Consider the following 18,716-nt stretch of genomic DNA (forward strand, 5'->3'; position numbering starts at 1 on the left):
AGTTGCCCCCGGACCGTGTGCCGTCTTCCCTTGGAACGGAGGGAACGGACGGTATCAACGACCGGCGGATTCCCACGGCCTGAGAACGGGTCCACACCCTCGTGCCCCGATCACGTTGCCGTGAGTTCGAGAAGAACAACGTTTATTCGCTGCGAGCCGTCACCACTGACGAATGCCGAACGAGGGGGACCCGCTCGAGGACATCGAGATCGACGACGACCGCGTCGAACGCGGCCTCGCACTGCTGGCCCGTCTCGAACACGAACAGTTGCCACTTCCCGACGCAGTCGATCGGATCGAGACGGTCACGTCCGATCCGACGGTGACCAGGACGATCCTCGATCGGGCCGAACTCCACGGCATCATCGAACGCGAGGACGGGATCGTCCGACCGAAAAGTCGCCAGTACGTCCGCTTCGAGCGGGACGTCATCACGAAAGAGGGGGACTTCTCCTGTCGGCGCTGTGGCTCGGGGCTGAAGACCGGCTACTTCATCGACCTCGAGGCGGGCGAACTCGGCCCCTTCGGCTCCTCGTGTATCCGAAAAGTGACCGGCCGGGACGACTAACGGCCCTGCCGGAGTTCCGCGATCAACTGCTCGATCGTCTCCTCCTGTCGCTCGATGATCTCGCTTTGCCGTTCGACCGCCGCCTCGAGGGACTCGATCCGCTCTAAGAGTTCGGGATCCGTTTCGGTCGGCGGTCGCTGCGTCTGCCCGGTCGCCTCGGCGACCGACTCGTCGTCGCTCGCCGACTCGAAGACCGACCCGGTTTCCGCACGGCTTTCCTCCGACGAGCCGGCGTCGACACGCCCGTCGCCGGTCGCCCCGCGAGTCGCCGACTGGGCCGCCGATCCGCTGCCGGCCGCGGCCCCCGTCGACGCCGCCCCGCTCGCGGCGGCGTCGTCCGTCGTCCCGTCGGCGAGGGGATCCGCCGACCCGGTCCGGCCGGCGTCGCCGGTCCCCGCCGTCTCGCGATCGTCCGGTTCGGGCGGATCGGCGTTCAGCGGGTCGACGCCGCCGCCGAAGTCCATCGATCCCTCGTCGGCGGCCGCCTCGTCCTCGTCGTCGCCGACTGTCAGGTTGAACTCCTCGAGCGATTCGACGTCGTGGTAGTCGAATAGCGCCCGCTGCAGCCGTTCACGGAGGTCGTTTGCCTCCTCGTTTGGGGCCTTGATCCGCTGTGGGCGGCCGTCGACCGTGAGGACGATCTGGGTCGCGACGCTGCCGTCCTCGAAGGTCAGGTTCGTCACGTCCTCGAAGCGGTACTCCTCGTAGTCGCCGTCCCAGACCGCGCCGCCGATGTGTTTGACGAGTCGGTCGCTCGTGACGATCAGCGTCAGTTCGCTGAAACGGTAGGTCTTGACGACCGTCTCGCCGGGGTCGGTGATCCCGTTGCCGTTCAACACGCCCGCCAGGACGGGATGGAGGACGTCGTCGGTCTTTTTCGCGGGCACGGCGAACTCCCGTTCGCCCTCGAGGGCGTACTCGAGGGCGAACTTGGTCTTTCGCCGGCCCTCGGAGATGGTCAGCCGGTCGGCGTCGTGGGGGTATTCGTCGGCCGATTCGTCGCTCAGGAGGCCGTCGGCACGGTAGACGATCGTCCTCGTCGGCGTGATGAAGAGTTCGTCGTCACTGCCAAGAGAGACTCGCGCCGCGATCTCCTCGCCATCGAGAGAAGCGTCGACGATGCCGGGAACGCTCATGCCGCGCCCTTCGTAACACCGTGTGATAAATCCGTGGGTCCACGTTGCACGCCGGATTCGAATGAGAAGGTTAAAGAAACGGACCGCACTATCCGTAACTGAGCCCGGGTGGCTTAGCTGGACATAGCGCCGCACTCATAGGGTTCAGAGATTCGGTGCGGTTTCGCCTTGGAAGCCTCCGTGTCCCACAGAGGACTGCCGAGCCTCGAACCTGGGACATGCGGAGATCGAGGGTTCGGAGCCCTCCCCGGGCACTCATCAAATTCTTCACATGCCCGCGTAAGAACCCTCTCTCAAGGGCGTGGGCACTCCGTTTCTGCTTCATCAGCTCCTGTAGCGGATGAACCATATCCTGCGATAGCGACTTCTAACGGGGTGTCGTGGCGTGAGTTCCGCGACCGACGGCCTCCGCGGGTTCGACGTCGTGATCGACGAGACGGTCGGCGGCCAGCTGCCACGCTTCGCTCGAGAGTTCGGGATCGGCTTGCTCGTAGTGAACTGAGAACTCGGTCAGTGCGACTGCGATCAGGAGGTCTTCGCGACGATCGTCCAGAGACATCACTGCCGTTGGCCGCGGCTTCCCTGAAAACCCTCGCTGGACTATTTGCTAATCATATATTTATCTAATTAGGAATAAGATTTGGTTATCTATAAATAGTATTTATATACTGATAATATATTTTTAATAGTATTTCATTAGTCGGAAGATGTTTCCTACTAGCAAGTATTTAATACTAAACTAAACAATTTGTGGATATAGAGAATAATTACCCAGGCAATATGAATCGGCGGAGAGCACTAAAGACCATAGCGGTATCGACAGTCACCGGTGCTGGCCTGACGACCACAGTTTCTGCTAACAATGGCGCACGAAAGGAAGGTGTTGCATACGACCCCTTTACTCATGAGATTCTAGGTGAGGCATCAGGACAATTCAACGAGCGAAAAGAGAACTTTGTCGGGAATTTGAGAGTCAACGGGAAGAAATACAATATGAATCAGCCCGAACTTTTTGAAGAAAACGAAGAAGGCGACATGAAATCCAGAACATACAGGGATATAAATAAAATTAGTAATAAAGAGTATAATAGGATTATTGAAGTAAGATCAAGTAATAATTCAAATATTACTGGATTTGTTCGGTCACCTGAATCGCTTGATAGGGTAGCATTCGCACTTGAAGGAAAACAAACCGGTTCTCATGATCGTATTATTAATTTTCTCAAGGAGGGAGGTGAATAACAATGTCGAATTATGACGATGGTGATTTCAAAGAGATCCCTGGAGATTATAAGGAAATAGATTATGGGGTCACTTATAAGTCTCATCATAGTACTGATTACATTCAGGGGAATTAGGGTGTCATAGAAGTCTTCTCACACCGAGATCACGGTACTTCCTGGGTTGTCTCCACGTTCATAGTTGGTGATCGCAACGACGAGACGGAGACATAGAGCAAGAAACACCTGCGCTCGTGCATGGACGCGGCCTCGGGCTCGGACGTGCCCGAGGCCGCAGTCTTTGACTGCATTGTTGGTTCGTTCGACTCCTGTGCGGCGGTTGTACGTCTCGTCTAACGTCGACTGCTTCAACTGAACGTCCTTACTGTGCTCAGTGATGCGGTCTTCGACCCTGTACTCGATATCTTTCGGGTCGTCAGTGTTTCGTGCGTTGTACGGAGCGACTGGCACGACCCCTGCGGCCAGCAGGTGGTCGTGCCAGTCAAGCGTGTCGTAGGCACTATCACCGACCATCCAGATCGGCTTGGCGACGGCGAGCGCGTCACGCGTGACGCGCATCGCCGTCTCTTCTGGTGCTTGTTTGCTCTCGGTGAATTCCGCGGCAATAGGGATCTTTTGTCCGGTCGAGACGATCGTGCAGCCGTAGCCGTAGTAGTATTCTTCGGCGGTTGGATCGTAGCATTTCGACGCATCTTGATCGGCTGGCATCGTCCTCACGTCAGTCGAATCGATGCAGTAGGTCAAGTCGAGCAGGCCGCGGCGGGCGGCCTGCTCGACGAGGTGGTCGAAGATTTCGTCAACGACGTGTTCGAGATCGGTGAGAAAGCGATCGACCGCGTCTCTCGACGGCGGTCGATCGAAGCCACAACTGAGCCAGACAACCGCATTCTGAAGTTCTCGTTCAACGGGGCGGATGCCGTAGATGTCTTTATAGTAGCAATGGAGAAAGCCACGCATCAGCTCTGGTGGCTCGTGATCTCGTGTTCGCCCCGTCTCCGCCGGGGCGAACACGTCGAACTCTTCGAGAAACTCGAAGGAGAGATGCTCAAACAACGCGAGCGTCTCTGTCTCCACGACATTGAAGAACGTCTCTACCGAAGGATCATCTTGCAGGGTCGCTGGGCTCATCCACCACAGCGTTCACCCTGCTCTTTGGTGTGCTACTCGTTCTATGACACCCTCGGGGAATGCTAAAGTTGTTTCTTATATTCTAGGAAGGAGCGATGTTGATTCTTTTGATGACCCACTAAAGCCATCAGTCTCTTGGGCGAATGGATCCAATAGGTGGGCACTCATGTGGCATTATGAAGATCCGCCTGAGCTTAGTGACGAATATGCTCCTGGAGATATGCCCCAGATGCCTTATTATGATATTAAGACACACAGAGCAGAATTCCAACTTGACTTCGGAGATAATACCTTTGACGATGACCTAAATACAGATAATCACTTCCCAACTAAGGATACCTCTGATCCCGGGATCTCGGTCTCTATTGGAGCTGGGTTCGGGCCGGTCTCAGTGGGTGTAGGTAAAGCGATAACTGGTACAACGAATATTGGTTTTGATCATAAAGATAACTCCTACACTGAATGGGATTACGCGGTGAATAATATGCCAGATGGTAAAGACAATGCTGCAGGCGTTGTATTTGACGTTGTCGGAGGGAATAATGATGTAACAGCAGAGATGACTGCAGAGTGGAATCGTGGATATTACGTAACCAAAACTACTAGGAGTGGGCAGGAAACGTTGTTCACTCGTGGTGAAGGAAGAACATTTGATCTTGATGTTGATGTCACGCCATTAAACGACGGATAGAAGTAGGATCAAAAGTAGTATTTCACATGGATCGCAGAGAGACAATCAAAAAAATAGGTTCGGTATCAGTATGCTCTCTTCTCGGAGGATGCGGTTATTTTGATCAGAGTTCCGTATCTATTGCAATAATGAATAGATTAGACGAAGAAATCAGTCTGCAGATATCACTATCTCATGAAGGAGAAGAAATTTATTCGAACAATTATAGTTTAGAACCCGGTAGTGAAATACGCGAAAATAGTATTGCCACTGGAAGACGTTATACTGTAACTGCAACTGTAAATAAGTCCGATTGGTACACGCATACGTTAGAAATGCAAGGATGTGAGGAACAGATGCTTACAGTCAGTATTCTCAGAGATAAATCCGTAGATTTCGGAAATAACGTCTGTAGTTGATTAATATACTAGATTATTATAATATACAATTACCAATGTTCTGGATTTAGGTCACCTCGTTGGTGCGTGTCATAGAATCTACCCCATAGCTTCTCACGGCCCGGCTCGTTTCCTCGTTCGTAGTTGGTGATTGCAACGACGAGCCGTAGGCAGAGCGCAACGAACACGTTCCAGATTGCACCGTGAGATCGTCAATACCGAGTAAATCGAGTACTGCGACGACCTCTGGATCACGGTACTCCCGGGCGAGCAGGCACACGCCGAGAGCCGCGACAGGTTCGGATCCTCGAGGAGAAGGCCTCAAAGCAGGCGGCCGTGACGATCCGCGAGGTTCCGGATGGCTCGAACTTTGTCAGCGATGCTGCAACGGAGAACACGATCTCGCTCACTGTTCCTAATAACGCCGGTGACGGGATCTCATCTGGGGACTTCGCTGTGATAGAGTGGGAAACAGAGTGGCTCAACGACGCATTCTACGAGGCCTCGATCGAGATCGCACCGATCGTGTAGCTATTTCCCAATCTCGAGTGCGTCGACGGCCTCGGCGGGCCCGACGTCGTGATCGACGAAGTGGTCCGCTGCAAACTGCCACGCTTTGCTCGAGAGGTCGGGACCGGCGACTAACAGAAGTGAGATCAGTCGAAAACGATCTGCCAGGGGAACTGCGACTGAACAGCAACCCATCCGACACCGTCAAAGTCGACAGGGACATCTCCACCTCCCTCTTGTCCGGCGGATAAACGTTCTCCAGAGTCTCCCTCTGGCGGATAGATAGTCGCTGCAAACTCTGTTTGGGGACGAGGAGATAAGTATGCAGTCTCTATCGAGTCGAACTCAAACGGCCCAGCAACGACGGGCCGCTCATCGGAGATGGTCTCTGGTATGTCGCCACTCTCCGCTCGAGGGTGGCGGAGTTCGACACTCCACTGTGCGCCGTTGCCGTCGGCGTGAAAGACGTAGTCTCCACCCTCGAATAGCCTGGCAGATGTCCCGTCGTACTCGTGATCTATCTCGAGCTCGTAGGCGTCCCCTCTATCGAGCGGGGACACCCGTAGATCGAAATCGTCGCCTTCGTACTCCACGTCAAAAACTGTCAGACCACTCCCGATCGAGACGGGGTCTACCGTATGGGAGGCGGACCCCAACCACTGCATCGACTCGAGTGGCTCTTTTGGGGAGTTCCGTCCGGGTTGTTCCTCTTCATTACCGTTCCCGTCATTCGCTTCGTCGCTTGAACAGCCTGCGAGCGCTGTTGAGATTGCCATCCCACTCCCGAGAAGAAGGCTCCGCCGGTTCATATCTCCGCAATTGGATGGTTCGGTGATAATATTGTCGCCACTATTCGTTGATCTCGAGCGCGTCGACGGCCTCGCGCGGCTCAACGCCCAGGACGCTTTGCTGAGCAGAACACGATCCGATGCCCGCTACCACTAGTTTCTTGATGCTCATGAAAGTCGTAGCGAATAATGCTTCTGGCGCGTCGAAAGCTGATCGGTGCGACCGTGCTCGTCGGTCTTGCCGGCTGTACCGGTTCCGATTCGAACAGTGACGATGAGGATGCCGAAGACCCTGTGGAGGTCGGTGACAGCGGTGGCGGGGTCTCGTTTGTACGGCATCATTTCGAGGACCACGACGAAATCGGCCCGAGACTGTTCGTGACAATCCGCAACAGTCGTGACGCTGCTTTCGAACTTGGAGAGTTGGAATGTCGCGTGTACGATGACGACGACACGCTAGTCGCTGGGGAGTACAGGACTATCTCCATGTCGGCAAACACGACCGAGGAGTTCGACCTGACGTTCGACATGGGACTCGAACCCGAGGACCTGCGGCAGGCAACACATTATGAAATTATCGCTGACATACCGTACAAAAATGGGGTCACCGACGAGACACAAGAGGAGTTCAACCGACCGATACGGTTTGCCGAGTCTACCGACGAGGAGTGACTGCTCGCCGCGACCAACCTCCCGCTGGTCCGGCGTGGGGAGAAAGGATAGCCGATCAGTCGCTGGCGGCGCTACTCATACTTGCGGGATGCTCCTCGAGCATCGCGTCTTTCGCCTTCTGGACCCGCTTGTACTCGGTGACATCGAGATCGTCACCGTCGGGGTGGACGTTCGCCGACTTCCGGCGGCCGCCTTGTGCCCATCCGACCGGCCTTTTGAGGTCTTCTCGAGGCGATCAAACCCGAGCGATAGTTATCCGATCTCGAGCGCGTCGACGCCCTCCGCGGACTCGACGTCGTCATTACAGCGGTCACCGGGACGATTCCGAGTCCCTTGGAATCGGAACGAGATTGATAATCAGTTCGCCGAACATCTTCACCGTCGCGTTCCTCGCGCGACAGTGACGATCCAATCAGCATCCACCCCGATCTTGTCCCGTTTCCGCCCGGCGGCCGTCCCCCTGTGCCCATCCGGGCGGGTTCTGCGGTCTTTTCGACGCGCACCGATCGCCGAGCGGGAACTGTTCGCCGTTGAGTGTCGCGACACCCGGGTCGACCCCGACCTCGAGTCCGTGATCCGGCCAGCCGCCGAATAGTGACGAAGATTGGATATACTGCGATGACGTTTGTTATCGTCCACTGACGCTAGTACGGTATGTAGAACCGACATATCACGATTTTCGCGCTCGAGGGAGCCGGATTCGGCGTTATCCGCTATCTCATCGCTCGAGCGACCGTCCGCTCCTTATTCGATGTCCGCCGTCTGATACCACGGGTTTCCCACGTCGGTATCGTCGCGAACGTCGTCGGTGGTACCGTGGACTCGCCCTCGTCGTGGTCGTCACGGTGTTGGTGATCCGACGCCTCGGATTAGACAAGGTGTCGCTATCGGGAGTCGAGATGACCGCGATCAGGCGTCGCCGTGGTCCTCGCTCCAGTCGGTAAAACAGTCCGCCGGACGGACGTCGCGGATGGCCTCCATCCCCTCGCTCGGGATGTGTTTGAAACAGCGCGGTTCGCCCTCCGTTTCGGCGATCCAGGCCGCTTCGTCGCCGCACTCACCACACCGCGGGGCACCGCCGATCCGCAGCGCGTACCACCACCGCAGGTTCTCGAGTCGCTCCCGGACGGCCGCCTCGAGGCGGCGTCGGAGCCGGGAGAGTCGGCCGTCGGTCACAGTCGAACACCCGTCTCGAGCCGGTCCCGGTCGTCGGTAGGCATGGACGGCACTACCGGGGGCAGCCACTTCGGCCTTCCCGATCGTCGGCCTCGAGAAACCGATCGCGTATCGCGCCGATCGCGGCCGTTCCGTCGCCGGTCACGACCGGTTCGTATCGAACGCGCCGTCTGGACTCGGCCGAACGTCGGGAATCGGTTTCGGCCGGGCTCGACGGAGCTGCGAGTCGAAGCGAGGATGTGCGGCTAGCTCCGTTCCTCGTCGGAGAAGCGCCACGGCGCGTCGGCGTCGACCGGCGACTCGTCTTTCGCCAGCGGCACGTTGTGATACAGCTGTTCGAGGTGTTCCATCGTGTACTCGACGGAGTAGCGTTCGACCGCTGCCCGGGTGTCGCGGTCGGTCTCGAGACAGGCGTCGATGGCGTCGACCATCGCCTCGAGGTCGCCGTACGCGAACCGTTCGCCGTTGTCCTCGCCGATGGTCTGCTCGAAGGGCAACACGTCGGTGGCCGCGACGGGGGTGCCACAGGCGTTGGCCTCGAGCGTCGAGAGCCCGAGGGTGTCGGCGGTCGAGGCGGTCAGGAAGACATCGATCGAGGAGTAGAAGATCGGCAACTCCTCGCGCGGGAGGAAGCCGCGGATTTCGACGTTGTCGGGAGCGTCCCGCTCGAGGCAGGTCCGATAGGGGCCGTCGCCAACGATCACGAAGTCGTACTCGGGTAGCTCCTCGGCGACCCGGAGAATCTCGCTGACGTTTTTCTCCATGCTGAGTCGGCCGCTGTAGCCGATCACCGTCCGGTCGGGATACCAGTCCTCGTCGGTCCGCTGGAAGAAGTCCATGTCGATGCCGACCGGAAGCTGGACGTGTTCGACGTTCCGTTCGATTCGCTCGGTCGAGGCGGTGACGATGTCGAAGCCCTCGAGGAAGGCGTTCTCGAAGGGGACGTACACTTTCGAGAGGGCGTTGGCGACCGACTCGAACTTGACGTTCTGATGGAAGTACTCCTCGAGAGGGGTGTGGTGCGTGTAGATCGAGGGCAGATCGTGTTTGCGGGCGTAATACCGACCGAGCAGGCCGACGGGGGCCGGGCCGTGGCAGTGGACGACGTCGAGATCGGGTAGCGTCGATGGCCGCCGAGTGAGCGGGATCCGATAGCCGGGATAGAACGGGTTCGACACCGATGTGACGGGAATCTCGCGCTCGCCGGGGTCGTAGTCGCCGTCTGGATAGACGACGTAGACCTCGTGTCCCTTCCGCTCTAACTCCTCACGCCACAGTTTGATCGTATACGTTACGCCGTCGATCTCGGGGAAGTAACTGTCCGTAAAAAATCCGATCTTCATGGTGTCACCGCCGTGTACAGCGACTGGTACTGGTTCGCGACCGCCTCGAGGGAGAACGCCTCGCTGCGGTCGGCCGCGTTCGATCCGAGTCGGTCCCGGAGGTTCGGATCCCGAAGCCGCTCGAGGGCGTCGACGAACGGCGCGACGCCGTCGCCCGACGCCTTGAGACAGTCCGCGCCGTCCTCGAGCCACGAGAACGTCTCGATGTCCCGGACCAGCACCGGTTTGCCGGCGGCCATCGCCTCCAGCAGCGCGATCCCCTCGTTCTCCTCGTGGGTGGGGAAACAGAAGATGTCGCCCGCGGCGTAGGCCCCGCGGATGTCGTCGATGAACCCGGTGAACGTGCAGTTGTTCGGGGCGTTCTCGATCAGTCGCGTCGTCTCCCGGCCCTTCAGGGAGAGATCGAGCGGCCCGAACCACGCGAAGTCCACGTCGGGCAGCCGCCGCGCCAACTCGACGAACGTCTCGAGGCCCTTGCGCTTGATCACGTGGCCGACGAGAAAGACCGTCGGCGGCTCGAGGTCGTACCGGTCGCGGTACTCGGCCTCGAGGGACTCGAACCCCTCGAGTTTCCCGCGATCGACGCCGTTCGAGATGACGGTCGTCGGGGTGTCGGTGTAGCCCTCGATCAGTTCCTGATTGTACTCGGAAGGACAGACCAGGGCGTCGGCCAGCCCGTAGGCCCACCGCAGGTACGGTTTCAGCGGTTTGGCGAGCGCGTTCGTAAAGCGAAAGCTGTCGCCGAAGTCCTCGGCGGTGACGTGGGTGTTCGCGACGACCGGAATCCCCTTCGAACGCGCCCGTCGCGCGTACCAGACCGATCGCGGCCCCATCAGATTACAGTGGAACACGTCGGCCTCGAGGGTCGGTTCGGTCGTGTACTGCAGTCCCAGCCGATCCAGCATCGCCCGCTGGTGGGCGACGGACTCGCTGATGCCGCCGGTGACGTGATCCTCGAGTTCGAAGTAGTGGCTGATTTTCATGCCCGACTCCCTGTGGCTGTCGTCCCCGCAGTCGTCACCCATCCGATTCGCCGATCGTCCCCCCGCAGACTACGCGACCTCGAGCCAGGGCACCTCCATCAGCGGCGGGATGTGCGTCTCGATGTGGTGTTCCCAGACTCCCTCCTCGCCGAAGGCTTCCCCGTGGTCGGCGGTCACGACGACTTTGCCGTCCAGTTCCGGGATCAGTTCGGCGACCGACTCCAAGGCGATCCGTAGGTTCTCCTCGTACAGCGCCAGCGCCGCCTCCCGGGTGCCGTTCTTGACGAGGTCGGCCGGATCGAGTTCGAGCCAGAGCCCCGCCTTCTGGGCGAGTTCGCTGCCGTCGAGTTTCTCCTCGACTTTCGGTCGGATCGTGTCGCCGAGCGACGAGAGCGCGCCGCCGCCGGCGTCGCCGTCGTCCTTCTCGGCTTCCTCCTGTTTCCGGATCCCCTTCTGGATCTGTTTGAGCTTCTGGCCCTTCCCGCGGGAGAGATACGGCGCGTGGGGCTGCATGTAGTGCAGCACCGTCCGATCGGCCCGCTCGACGGCGTCTTGGTTGTTGTAATAGGCCTCGGCGAGGCTGTCCGGCGGCACCGTTCCGAGATCGTCGTCCCAGCCGGACTTCCAGACGTCGTGGATATCGCTGATGTGGTCGGAGGCCGTCCACTCGTAGTCGCAACTGGCCCCCCACTTGAGTTCGTTCAGCGGGATCCCCAGGTCGTTGATGAAGGGGTTCCCCGAGAAATAGGCGATATCGTGGTCCTCGGTAAAGGTCCGATAGGCCCACTCCGGCGTCGACGAGCCGACGCTCCATCGCTTCTCCAGCGTTCCGTCGAGATACTCGTCGTATACTTCGCTGAATACGTCGTACCGACACGCATCCAGCACGAGACAGTAGTCCCACTCCGACTCGAGGAAGTGCTGGTCCTCCATTAGTTGCGGCTACCTTTCGAGTCGACCTACGTATTCTTATTGGTTCCCGGAAAGTCACCGCGACCCGTCCGTTCCGGTGGCTCAGTCCCTGTACCGTCGGCGGGGCGTCCGCCGCCGAGGACAGTTCCCGGGACGGTCACTCGAGGTAGCCGAGTTCGCGCAGTCGCTTCTGGGTCTCTTCGTCGGCCTCGGCCAGCGCGTCGGCCTCGTCGGGGTCGGCCTCGCTGGGATCGTCCCACGCGCCGCCGACCGCGTCCTCGAAGCGTGCCAGCGCCCGCTCGGTCGCGGCGACGACCTCGTCATCGTCGGGACCGACAGGCGACTCCTCGGCCGGATCCTCGTCGAGGCGGTACCCCTCGTCGGGAATCCGATCCGCGCGGACGTACTTGGCGTCGGTGCTGCGGGCCGCACGCAGGCGCGAGTACGCGCGGTGATCGTCCGGCAGTTCGATGCCCGCCTCGCTGGCCTTCTCCTCTAAGTGATGGAGTTCGATGACCGGCTGGGCGTACTCGACGAACGCGTAGTCGTGGCTCGAGGTGTCGGCGGACGCCGTGTCGCCCTCGAGGACGGCCCGCTGGCCGGGATCGGGCTCGCTCGCCCCCTCGAAGGCGCGGTACTCCCCCGACAGCAGCGACCGGGTCGGGTCGCGGGGGACGGGCGCGTCGTCGCCGGTCGTCCCGACCGCGGCCGCGGGATCGACGCCGACGGCGTCGAGGATCGTGTGATAGAGGTCCAGCAGTTCGACGAGGTCGTCGCGTCGGTCGGCATCGAGGTCGGGGTGTTTGACCAGCAACGGCACGTTGATCAGCTGGTCGTAGAGGGCGAACTCGTGGCCGTAGAGGTCGTGTTCGCCGTGGAGTTCGCCGTGGTCGGCACAGACCACGACCGTCGTGTCGTCCCACTGGTCGGTCTCGCGCAGCCAGTCGAACAGCCGGCCGAGTTCGGCGTCCATGTGGGCGATCTCGGCGTCGTAGAGCCCGCGGATGTCCGAAAACTCGTCGTCGTCGATGTCGCGGGCCCCGGCGTTGTACTCCTTGGAGTTCTGGCAGACCTCGCTCGGGTCGACGCCCGGTGCGAACTCCTCGCGGTACTCGGCGGGCGGGTAGTACGGCAGGTGGGCGTCCATCAGATTGATAAAGCCGAACCACCCCTCGTCGCCGTCGCTCTCGTCGATGAAGGACTTCGTCCGATCGATGACCGACGGCGTCTTCGAGTCGGCCCCCTCGCCGCTGGCGAGTTTGGCGTGGGCCTTGGCCCCGATGTGGACGATCGACGACGCCAGTTCGCGGAGGTAGGCGTTGTCGTTGACCGCCTGCCACGCGCTGGCCAGCGGCCCCGAGAGGACGTCGCCGGGCAGGACCTCGAAGAACGAGTCCTGTCGGTCGAAGCCGTCGGTCAGGCTCGTGTAGGGCGTGATCCAGGCGTTCGAGGAGTAACAGGCCGTGTCGTAGCCGGCCGCCGACAGCGACGACGCGAGCGTCGTGGCGTCGTCGAGGTACGGACTCCCCTGGTCGGCACCGTGTTCGCTCGGGTACAGCCCGGTAAACAGCGAGGCGTGTACCGGCAGCGTCCACGGTGCGGGGGCGACCGCCGACCCGAAGACGGTCGCCTCCTCGGCGAACCGGGAGAGAGCCGGCGTCGTCGGCCGCTCGTAGCCGTAGGGCTCGAGGTGGTCCTTCCGAACCGTATCAAGCACGACGAAGAGGACGTTCGACTGGGGGGTGTGATCCATTACGCGTGACACCTCCCTCCACCCAAATAAATCGATTGAACGACGGATCGCCACCGATCGCGAGCGGTCGGCCGCCGGCGTCGATCAGACGTTTCAAGTTCGATGACGATTCATACCAGCCATGGACGAGCGAAATCGGCGCGCGTTTCTCGTCGGTGCCGTCGGGACGATCGCGGTCTTTGCGGTCCTGTTTTTCGCCGTCGGCGCGCGGGACATCGTCGATTCGTTGCTGTCGGCGAGGCCGTCGCTAGTCGTCGCGACCTTCGTCCTCGCGGTCGCCTGGTTGGTCTCCTGGAGCCTCATGCTCCGGACCGTCCTCGCCGGCCTCGGGATCCGCGTGCCGGTGGGCAAGTCCTTCCTCGTCTACTCCGGTGCCGTCTTCGCCAACAACGTCACCCCGTTCGGCCAGGCCGGCGGCGAACCGATCGCCGCCCTGCTCATCTCGAAGGTCTCCGACGCCCGCTACGAGACGGGGCTGGTCGGCATCGCCAGCGTCGACGTCCTGAACGTGGTCCCCTCGATCTCGCTGATCCTCGTCGGCGTCGGCTACTACGCGACGACCGCCGCGCTCGGCGAGACGCTCGAGACGGCCGTCAGCTCCGCGATCGTCCTGATCGCCGGCATCGTCGTCGCGATGTGGCTGGTCTGGCGATACCACCAGACGATCATCGACCGCCTCCCCGGGATCGTCGCGCCCCGCCTCGGGAAACTCGGCATCGAGCGCTTCCAGTCAGACACCCTCGAGTCGGACATCGAGGACCGGCTCGGCCGCTTCTTCGAGAACATCGAGCGCGTGGCGACGGACCGCTGGCGGCTGGCGGCGGTCGTCGGCCTGTCGCTGTGTGGCTGGCTCTTTCAGGTGGCCGCGCTGACGGCGGCCTTCGCCGCGCTGGGCTATGCCGTCCCGCCGTACGTGTTGCTGTTCGTCATCCCGCTCGCGAACCTCGCGGGGGCCGCGCCCCTGCCGGGCGGGCTCGGGGGAATCGAGGCCGCGTTCGTCACCTTGCTCGTCCCCACGACCGGCATCGCGGCGTCGACCATCACCGCCGCTGTCCTCATCTTCCGGGGGGCGATCTACTGGATGCCCGTCCTGATCGGCGGGCTATCGGTGTCGGCCCTCGGCGTCCGGGCGCTACGGTGATCGGACGACCGATCGTCGGCTGCCGTTCGTCCGACAGCGTCATAGCCGTCGGTCGCCGACTGGCGTCCGAATGTATCGCGACGGCCACGCCGGGTTCAACGCCTTGCTGTATGCTCCGTTCCTCCCGGTCGTCAGCGGCCGCTGGTCGCTCGAGTTGGCGCTGGTCGGCGCGGTCGTCGCCCTCGCCGCCGCGAACCTCCCGGATATAGATCAGCCGCTGCCGCGGATTCGCCATCGGGGGCCGACCCACACCGTCTGGTTCGCCGCCCTCGTCGGGCTGATCGCCGGCGTCGGGACCGCGATCGCCGTCCCCGCGACGCCGGCCGCGTTCGCGTTCGGCTTTCTGGTCGGCTCCTGCGGGATCCTCGCACACCTCGCGGGCGACGTGGTGACGCCGATGGGGATCAGCCCCTTCGCCCCGCTGTGGCGGGCCCACGTCACCCTCGAGTGGTTCAAATCGAAACACGAACGGATCAACCGCGGGTTCCTGCTCGCGGGGACGGCCGCGCTGTCGATGTCGCTGCTGGTCGCGGTGTGGTGACCGCACAGTCCGACAGCCGGCAACGCAACTTCACCGCAGCGAGGGGCGGCCGTCGGCGCGCCACAGGAGCAGGCCGATCGATGCGGTCCAGAGCAGGAGCGTCGCGGTCGGTCCGTGGACCGCGAGGCCGGGGCTCCAGTCGGTTCGCAGCGGAAACAGCCACTCGATGCCCTTCGGCGAGAGCGAGTCGATCGCCAGATGTGACCCGACCGCGAGCGCGAGCGCGGCCGCGACGGCCCGTTCGCGGATCATCGCGTAGCAGCCGACGACGACGGTCAGCGCGAACAGCGGCGTGTGGGTGATCCCGCGGTGGACGAACGGCCAGCCGACCGCCGCCGGGAAGAGGAAATCGGCGTCCGGCAGGAGCCCGAAGGCGATCCCGAGCCGCGGATCGGCGTCGGTGAACCCGTAAACGAGCGCGGTGCCGACCAGCGCGTGGGTCGCGAACGCGCCGGTAAGAAAGAGGACTCGCCCGAGTTCCATCGGACGTTCCTTTGGTCACCGCCCTCAGATAGGTTTCGGTTCGCTGAACATCGTTTCCATAACTAATATATCACTATATCGGTCGAACCAACAGGACTTACCTCCGGGGTCGAATACGGACCGCTAATGGGTCCGTTGCAACTCGAGGGGACGCCGCCCTGGCTCGAGTCGATGCTGACGTCGGAACTCGCGTTCGCCGTCCTGTTGGGAATCTGTGTTCTCGAGGGAGCGATGCTGTTGCGGTTCATGCCGAGCGAACTCGTCGTGCCGGCCGCGCTGGCGCTGATCGGGTCGACGATCCCGAAGACGGTCACGATCGTCGCGATCGCGGTCGTCGGAACGACGGTCGGCCAACTCCTTCTGTTCCTCCTCGTCCGTCGAGCGGGCCGGGAGTACGTCATCCAGAAGGGGTGGTTCCCGCTCACCGAGTCGCGCCTCGAGCGGTTCGACGGCTGGTTCGACCGCTGGGGTGCGATCGCGGTGGCGGTGAGCAACACGATGCTGTTCGTTCGCGGACTGCTGACCGTCCCCGCGGGCCTCTCGGAGATGGACGCGAAAACGTTCCTCGCCCTGTCGGCGATCGGGTCGCTGTCCTTCCAGTCGATCCTCGCGGCGCTGTACCTGCTCGGTGGGCACCTGTTAGCGCTGTAGTCCCCGATCGAGAGATCACGCGAGCAGCGGTGACACAGCGAGGGAGAAGAGACGAGAGAGGCGTTCTGAGAGCGCGTGACGGGTCGCGGCTCCGATCGACTACTCGCTTCGGGTCCGGTAGAACGGCAGCCGGAACCGGACGCCGGCGTCCCGGAGTTTCCACCTGATCTCGAGGGCGATCCACGCCAGCCCCGAGAAGAGGGCGACGCCGATGGCGGCGAACTCGGTCGACCCCATCCAGACCGGGCTCACGAACAGGAGGGCGTTGTAGATCCGGTGTGGCAGAATCGACTCGATGAGATCGCCGAGGAAGGCGAGCGGGTTGAAGCCGAAGCCACCGCCGCCGTCACCGCCGTCACCGCCGGTGTCGGCCGCGGTGCGGTTCTCGAGGCCGAGCGACTGGGCGCTTTCCCCACCCGCGCTTTCGTCGCCGGTTTCGAGGCGTTCGGCCTCGTAGGGGAGCGACGACCCGACTTCCCAGACGATCTCACCCGACTGGTTGACCTCGATGACGCGGTTGCCGTGGGTGTCGGAGATCAGCGTGTTGCCGTTGGGCAGTCGATCGGCGTCGCGGGGCCACTGGATCCGATCGTCCTCCCACTGCCAGGTCTGGGTCCACTCGCCGTCCTCGCGCTGGAACTCCTTGATCTGGGCGTTCTCGGAGTCGGCCACGAGGACCGCCGGTCCGCCCTGACTCTCGGGGATGTAGTCGGGGTTGTGCTGCTCGTGGAGGACGTCGTACTCGTTCTCGCTGCCGAGCGTCCAGTCCTCGAGCAGGCCCTCCTCCCGATCGAGGAAGACGACCTGATCTTGATTGCGCAGGCTGGCCATGATGGTCCCTTCCATCTCGCCGCTCTCGATGTACTCGACGTCGTTGATGTGGGCCCAGTCGCGGGGCCAGGAGTGGCCGCCCTCGAGCGGGAAGTCGCTCTGTGCGTCCCAGAGCCACTCGACGACTTCGGTCTCGGTGTTCACGATGAACACCTGGTCGGCGACCATGTCCGCGACGACGAAGTGACTCTCGTTGATGCGGTCGACGTCGTGCCACTCGCCGGCGTACTCCTTGTAGTCGTAGCGCTCGTAGAGGACCTCGACCTCGCCGGTCTCGAGGTCGGCGCGCTCGATGACGTTACGGGTACACGGCGGAGCGCCGCAGTTCGGCCCCTCCGTGTGGAGCGTGTCCGTCGCGGCGTACTCGACGGTCAACGGGTCGCCTTCGACGGGGTCGGCGTCGAAGTACTTCGTCCGCGAGTTGTTGTAGTAGAGGACCTCGCCGTCGGGCTGGTACGCCGTGATCGTTCCGGCGCGGCCGGACTCGGTGACGACGGTGTGGTTATCGGTCGGTGGGGCGTCCGGGACGTCTTCCTTCGACGCCGTCGAGACGCCCTCCCCCGCGGCGCTCGCGACGACGGCCGCCGAGACGAGAATCAGGACGACGAACGCGACGCGGACGTGGTTTCTCGAGACCGCCGCTCGAGCGTCGGCGAGTCCCGAACGGACCTCGCCGGCCGACGGCAGCGAGCGCTCGGTCACGGTGCGATCACCAGTGCGGCTACTGTCTGGGGTACCATTGAATGCCGGTTCAGAGCCGAGGCATTAGTACCTTTTCTAACCGATCCAGTGGCGTGATTTCAGGGCCTGTATTCAGCAGAGACCGGGCAGTCAGTCCCGATCGTCAGCGAGGCGCGTCGTGAGAACCGGGACCGGTGCGGTGCGCATCACCCGCTCGGTGAAGCTCCCGAGCAGGTGTCGGTCGAGGCCGGTGTGTCCGTGGGTCCCCATCACGATGAGATCCGCTCCCGTGGAGTCGGCGACGGCCGTGATCTTCCGGGCGACCGGTCCCGACTCGATCGTCGTCGTCACGTCGTCGACGCCGGCTTCTCGAGCGGTCGCCGCGGCCTCGTCGAGGACCGCCTGCACGTTCTCCTCGACCGCCTCGGAGAGGGCAGCCGACCCCGTGTCGAGGACCTCCGGGAGTTCGTCGACGACCGACAGCAGGTGCAGCGTCGCGCCGCAGTCGGCGGCGACCGCCGCGGCTTCCTCGAGCGCGGCCGTGGCGTGGTCGCTGCCGTCGGTCGGCACCAAGACGGTCTCGTACGGATAGGTCGTCCTCGCGTCCTCGGCGGCGCGAACGGTCAGGACCGGCACGTCGCTGCGATTGACGACGTGATCGGTGACGTTTCCGAGGACGTACTCCCCGAGGCCGCGCCGGCCGTGGGTCCCCATCGCGACGCGGTCGAACTCGTCGCCGGAGGCGTACTCGGTGATCACGTCCCGCGGGTCGCCCTGAGCGACGTCCTTCACGGAGGAGACGCCCCGTTCGTCGGCTCGCTCGGCGGCGTCCGAGACGATCTCCGCCCCCTCCAGCTCGAGGGCGTCGACGACCTCGGTGCCGAGGCGCGTGATACTCGGTTGGTTCGTGTCCGCGACCGAGAGCAGGTGGACCGTCAGTCCCCGGTCGGCCGCGATGTCGAGCGCGTGGTCGAGGGCGGCCGTCGCGGCGTCGCTCCCGTCGGTCGGTACGAGGATTCGACTCGCCATGGGTCGGGGTTCGGCCGCCATCCGCTTACCGTTGTGGGATCTCCCGGCCCGGAGCCGATCGGGAGCGGACGAATGGCTCGG

The 18,716-nt window shown here is 62.3% G+C and carries 21 protein-coding genes and 1 tRNA gene; 10 read left to right on the forward strand and 12 right to left on the reverse strand.

The genetic code is table 11. From position 1 onward, the window contains the following. Positions 1–172: 172 nt before the first annotated feature. Positions 173–568 carry a DUF5830 family protein gene (locus tag A6E15_RS08285; RefSeq protein WP_076145424.1) on the forward strand — a complete coding sequence of 132 codons (396 nt, stop codon included), beginning with the start codon at positions 173–175 and terminating at the stop codon, positions 566–568. On the opposite strand, the gene A6E15_RS08290 is transcribed toward A6E15_RS08285, so the two are convergent. After that, positions 565–1,704: a DUF7115 domain-containing protein gene (locus tag A6E15_RS08290; protein WP_076145427.1), complete on the reverse strand. Its 1,140-nt coding sequence runs from the start codon at positions 1,702–1,704 to the stop codon at positions 565–567. The two genes, A6E15_RS08285 and A6E15_RS08290, sit on opposite strands and share 4 nt — an antisense overlap. A 102-nt stretch (positions 1,705–1,806) precedes the next feature. Here A6E15_RS08290 and A6E15_RS20885 point away from each other — a divergent pair. After that, a tRNA-Met gene (locus A6E15_RS20885) sits at positions 1,807–1,958 on the forward strand. 113 nt (positions 1,959–2,071) lie between these two features. Here A6E15_RS20885 and A6E15_RS08295 read toward each other — a convergent pair. Then, positions 2,072–2,263: a hypothetical protein gene (locus tag A6E15_RS08295; protein ID WP_076145429.1), complete on the reverse strand. Its 192-nt coding sequence runs from the start codon at positions 2,261–2,263 to the stop codon at positions 2,072–2,074. Between the two features lie 221 nt (positions 2,264–2,484). Between A6E15_RS08295 and A6E15_RS20325 the strand changes: the two genes are divergently transcribed. Next, complete coding sequence (locus A6E15_RS20325; RefSeq protein ID WP_139326581.1) at positions 2,485–2,946, forward strand: hypothetical protein; 462 nt, start codon at positions 2,485–2,487, stop codon at positions 2,944–2,946. A gap of 134 nt (positions 2,947–3,080) precedes the next feature. On the opposite strand, the gene A6E15_RS08300 is transcribed toward A6E15_RS20325, so the two are convergent. After that, entirely contained in the window at positions 3,081–4,073 is a 993-nt protein-coding gene (locus A6E15_RS08300; protein WP_076145431.1) for a transposase, read from the reverse strand. Between the two features lie 43 nt (positions 4,074–4,116). Here A6E15_RS08300 and A6E15_RS20330 point away from each other — a divergent pair, with 43 nt between their 5' ends. The 3 genes from A6E15_RS20330 (at position 4,117) to A6E15_RS08305 (ending at position 5,672) form a co-directional block, all read left to right on the forward strand. Next, on the forward strand, positions 4,117–4,764 hold the full coding sequence (locus A6E15_RS20330) for a hypothetical protein (RefSeq protein ID WP_139326582.1): 648 nt from the start codon (positions 4,117–4,119) through the stop codon (positions 4,762–4,764). Between the two features lie 26 nt (positions 4,765–4,790). Beyond that, entirely contained in the window at positions 4,791–5,162 is a 372-nt protein-coding gene (locus A6E15_RS20335; protein WP_139326583.1) for a hypothetical protein, read from the forward strand. A 315-nt stretch (positions 5,163–5,477) separates the two neighbouring features. Beyond that, positions 5,478–5,672 (forward strand): hypothetical protein, encoded by a 195-nt coding sequence (locus A6E15_RS08305; RefSeq protein WP_076145434.1) that lies wholly within the window; start codon positions 5,478–5,480, stop codon positions 5,670–5,672. 125 nt (positions 5,673–5,797) lie between these two features. Here the strand turns inward: A6E15_RS08305 and A6E15_RS20340 are convergent, their stop codons facing one another. After that, positions 5,798–6,460: a hypothetical protein gene (locus A6E15_RS20340; protein ID WP_139326584.1), complete on the reverse strand. Its 663-nt coding sequence runs from the start codon at positions 6,458–6,460 to the stop codon at positions 5,798–5,800. A 168-nt stretch (positions 6,461–6,628) separates the two neighbouring features. On the opposite strand from A6E15_RS20340, the gene A6E15_RS08310 reads away from it, so the two are divergent. Next, positions 6,629–7,111, forward strand: a complete 483-nt coding sequence (locus A6E15_RS08310) for a hypothetical protein (protein ID WP_076145435.1) — start codon at positions 6,629–6,631, stop codon at positions 7,109–7,111. 909 nt (positions 7,112–8,020) lie between these two features. Here A6E15_RS08310 and A6E15_RS08315 read toward each other — a convergent pair. The 5 genes from A6E15_RS08315 to A6E15_RS08335 all read right to left on the reverse strand — a co-directional run bounded on the left by A6E15_RS08315 (position 8,021) and on the right by A6E15_RS08335 (position 13,278). Then, positions 8,021–8,287, reverse strand: coding sequence for a hypothetical protein (locus tag A6E15_RS08315; protein WP_076145437.1), 267 nt, complete (start codon positions 8,285–8,287; stop codon positions 8,021–8,023). A gap of 245 nt (positions 8,288–8,532) precedes the next feature. Beyond that, complete coding sequence (locus A6E15_RS08320; RefSeq protein ID WP_076145439.1) at positions 8,533–9,630, reverse strand: glycosyltransferase; 1,098 nt, start codon at positions 9,628–9,630, stop codon at positions 8,533–8,535. Next, positions 9,627–10,613, reverse strand: a complete 987-nt coding sequence (locus A6E15_RS08325; protein WP_076148262.1) for a glycosyltransferase family 4 protein — start codon at positions 10,611–10,613, stop codon at positions 9,627–9,629. Before A6E15_RS08325 ends, A6E15_RS08320 begins: the two co-directional genes overlap by 4 nt. 69 nt (positions 10,614–10,682) lie before the next feature. Further along, the gene (locus A6E15_RS08330) at positions 10,683–11,546 is read right to left on the reverse strand and encodes a hypothetical protein (RefSeq protein WP_076145440.1); all 864 of its coding nucleotides are present in this window, start codon (positions 11,544–11,546) and stop codon (positions 10,683–10,685) included. Positions 11,547–11,682: 136 nt separating this feature from the next. Continuing rightward, positions 11,683–13,278, reverse strand: a complete 1,596-nt coding sequence (locus A6E15_RS08335) for a sulfatase (protein ID WP_076145442.1) — start codon at positions 13,276–13,278, stop codon at positions 11,683–11,685. 121 nt (positions 13,279–13,399) lie between these two features. Here A6E15_RS08335 and A6E15_RS08340 point away from each other — a divergent pair, with 121 nt between their 5' ends. Together A6E15_RS08340 and A6E15_RS08345 are read left to right on the forward strand one after the other, a co-directional pair. Then, entirely contained in the window at positions 13,400–14,419 is a 1,020-nt protein-coding gene (locus tag A6E15_RS08340) for a lysylphosphatidylglycerol synthase transmembrane domain-containing protein (protein ID WP_076145444.1), read from the forward strand. Positions 14,420–14,489: 70 nt separating this feature from the next. Next, on the forward strand, positions 14,490–14,960 hold the full coding sequence (locus A6E15_RS08345) for a metal-dependent hydrolase (protein WP_076145445.1): 471 nt from the start codon (positions 14,490–14,492) through the stop codon (positions 14,958–14,960). A 30-nt stretch (positions 14,961–14,990) separates the two neighbouring features. Here the strand turns inward: A6E15_RS08345 and A6E15_RS08350 are convergent, their stop codons facing one another. Further along, on the reverse strand, positions 14,991–15,443 hold the full coding sequence (locus A6E15_RS08350) for a metal-dependent hydrolase (RefSeq protein WP_076145447.1): 453 nt from the start codon (positions 15,441–15,443) through the stop codon (positions 14,991–14,993). Positions 15,444–15,569: 126 nt separating this feature from the next. On the opposite strand from A6E15_RS08350, the gene A6E15_RS08355 reads away from it, so the two are divergent. Continuing rightward, entirely contained in the window at positions 15,570–16,094 is a 525-nt protein-coding gene (locus tag A6E15_RS08355; RefSeq protein WP_076145449.1) for a DedA family protein, read from the forward strand. A gap of 99 nt (positions 16,095–16,193) precedes the next feature. Here A6E15_RS08355 and A6E15_RS08360 read toward each other — a convergent pair whose 3' ends face one another. Together A6E15_RS08360 and A6E15_RS08365 are read right to left on the reverse strand one after the other, a co-directional pair. Continuing rightward, positions 16,194–17,627 (reverse strand): aryl-sulfate sulfotransferase, encoded by a 1,434-nt coding sequence (locus A6E15_RS08360; RefSeq protein ID WP_076145450.1) that lies wholly within the window; start codon positions 17,625–17,627, stop codon positions 16,194–16,196. A gap of 129 nt (positions 17,628–17,756) precedes the next feature. Then, positions 17,757–18,635, reverse strand: a complete 879-nt coding sequence (locus tag A6E15_RS08365) for a universal stress protein (RefSeq protein WP_076148264.1) — start codon at positions 18,633–18,635, stop codon at positions 17,757–17,759. Positions 18,636–18,716: the final 81 nt, after the last annotated feature.

The organism is Natrinema saccharevitans (assembly GCF_001953745.1).
Taxonomy (GTDB): Archaea; Halobacteriota; Halobacteria; order Halobacteriales; family Natrialbaceae; genus Natrinema; species Natrinema saccharevitans.

Excerpts from the sequence above, each read along its gene's own strand:
- A6E15_RS08285 (WP_076145424.1), top strand. The coding sequence starts at position 173 with ATGCCGAACGAGGGGGACCCGCTCGAGGACATCGAGATCGACGACGAC.
- A6E15_RS08290 (WP_076145427.1), bottom strand. The coding sequence starts at position 1,704 with ATGAGCGTTCCCGGCATCGTCGACGCTTCTCTCGATGGCGAGGAGATC.
- A6E15_RS08295 (WP_076145429.1), bottom strand. The coding sequence starts at position 2,263 with ATGTCTCTGGACGATCGTCGCGAAGACCTCCTGATCGCAGTCGCACTG.
- A6E15_RS20325 (WP_139326581.1), top strand. The coding sequence starts at position 2,485 with ATGAATCGGCGGAGAGCACTAAAGACCATAGCGGTATCGACAGTCACC.
- A6E15_RS08300 (WP_076145431.1), bottom strand. The coding sequence starts at position 4,073 with ATGAGCCCAGCGACCCTGCAAGATGATCCTTCGGTAGAGACGTTCTTC.
- A6E15_RS20330 (WP_139326582.1), top strand. The coding sequence starts at position 4,117 with ATGACACCCTCGGGGAATGCTAAAGTTGTTTCTTATATTCTAGGAAGG.
- A6E15_RS20335 (WP_139326583.1), top strand. The coding sequence starts at position 4,791 with ATGGATCGCAGAGAGACAATCAAAAAAATAGGTTCGGTATCAGTATGC.
- A6E15_RS20340 (WP_139326584.1), bottom strand. The coding sequence starts at position 6,460 with ATGAACCGGCGGAGCCTTCTTCTCGGGAGTGGGATGGCAATCTCAACA.
- A6E15_RS08310 (WP_076145435.1), top strand. The coding sequence starts at position 6,629 with ATGCTTCTGGCGCGTCGAAAGCTGATCGGTGCGACCGTGCTCGTCGGT.
- A6E15_RS08320 (WP_076145439.1), bottom strand. The coding sequence starts at position 9,630 with ATGAAGATCGGATTTTTTACGGACAGTTACTTCCCCGAGATCGACGGC.
- A6E15_RS08325 (WP_076148262.1), bottom strand. The coding sequence starts at position 10,613 with ATGAAAATCAGCCACTACTTCGAACTCGAGGATCACGTCACCGGCGGC.
- A6E15_RS08330 (WP_076145440.1), bottom strand. The coding sequence starts at position 11,546 with ATGGAGGACCAGCACTTCCTCGAGTCGGAGTGGGACTACTGTCTCGTG.
- A6E15_RS08335 (WP_076145442.1), bottom strand. The coding sequence starts at position 13,278 with ATGGATCACACCCCCCAGTCGAACGTCCTCTTCGTCGTGCTTGATACG.
- A6E15_RS08340 (WP_076145444.1), top strand. The coding sequence starts at position 13,400 with ATGGACGAGCGAAATCGGCGCGCGTTTCTCGTCGGTGCCGTCGGGACG.
- A6E15_RS08345 (WP_076145445.1), top strand. The coding sequence starts at position 14,490 with ATGTATCGCGACGGCCACGCCGGGTTCAACGCCTTGCTGTATGCTCCG.
- A6E15_RS08350 (WP_076145447.1), bottom strand. The coding sequence starts at position 15,443 with ATGGAACTCGGGCGAGTCCTCTTTCTTACCGGCGCGTTCGCGACCCAC.
- A6E15_RS08355 (WP_076145449.1), top strand. The coding sequence starts at position 15,570 with ATGGGTCCGTTGCAACTCGAGGGGACGCCGCCCTGGCTCGAGTCGATG.
- A6E15_RS08365 (WP_076148264.1), bottom strand. The coding sequence starts at position 18,635 with ATGGCGAGTCGAATCCTCGTACCGACCGACGGGAGCGACGCCGCGACG.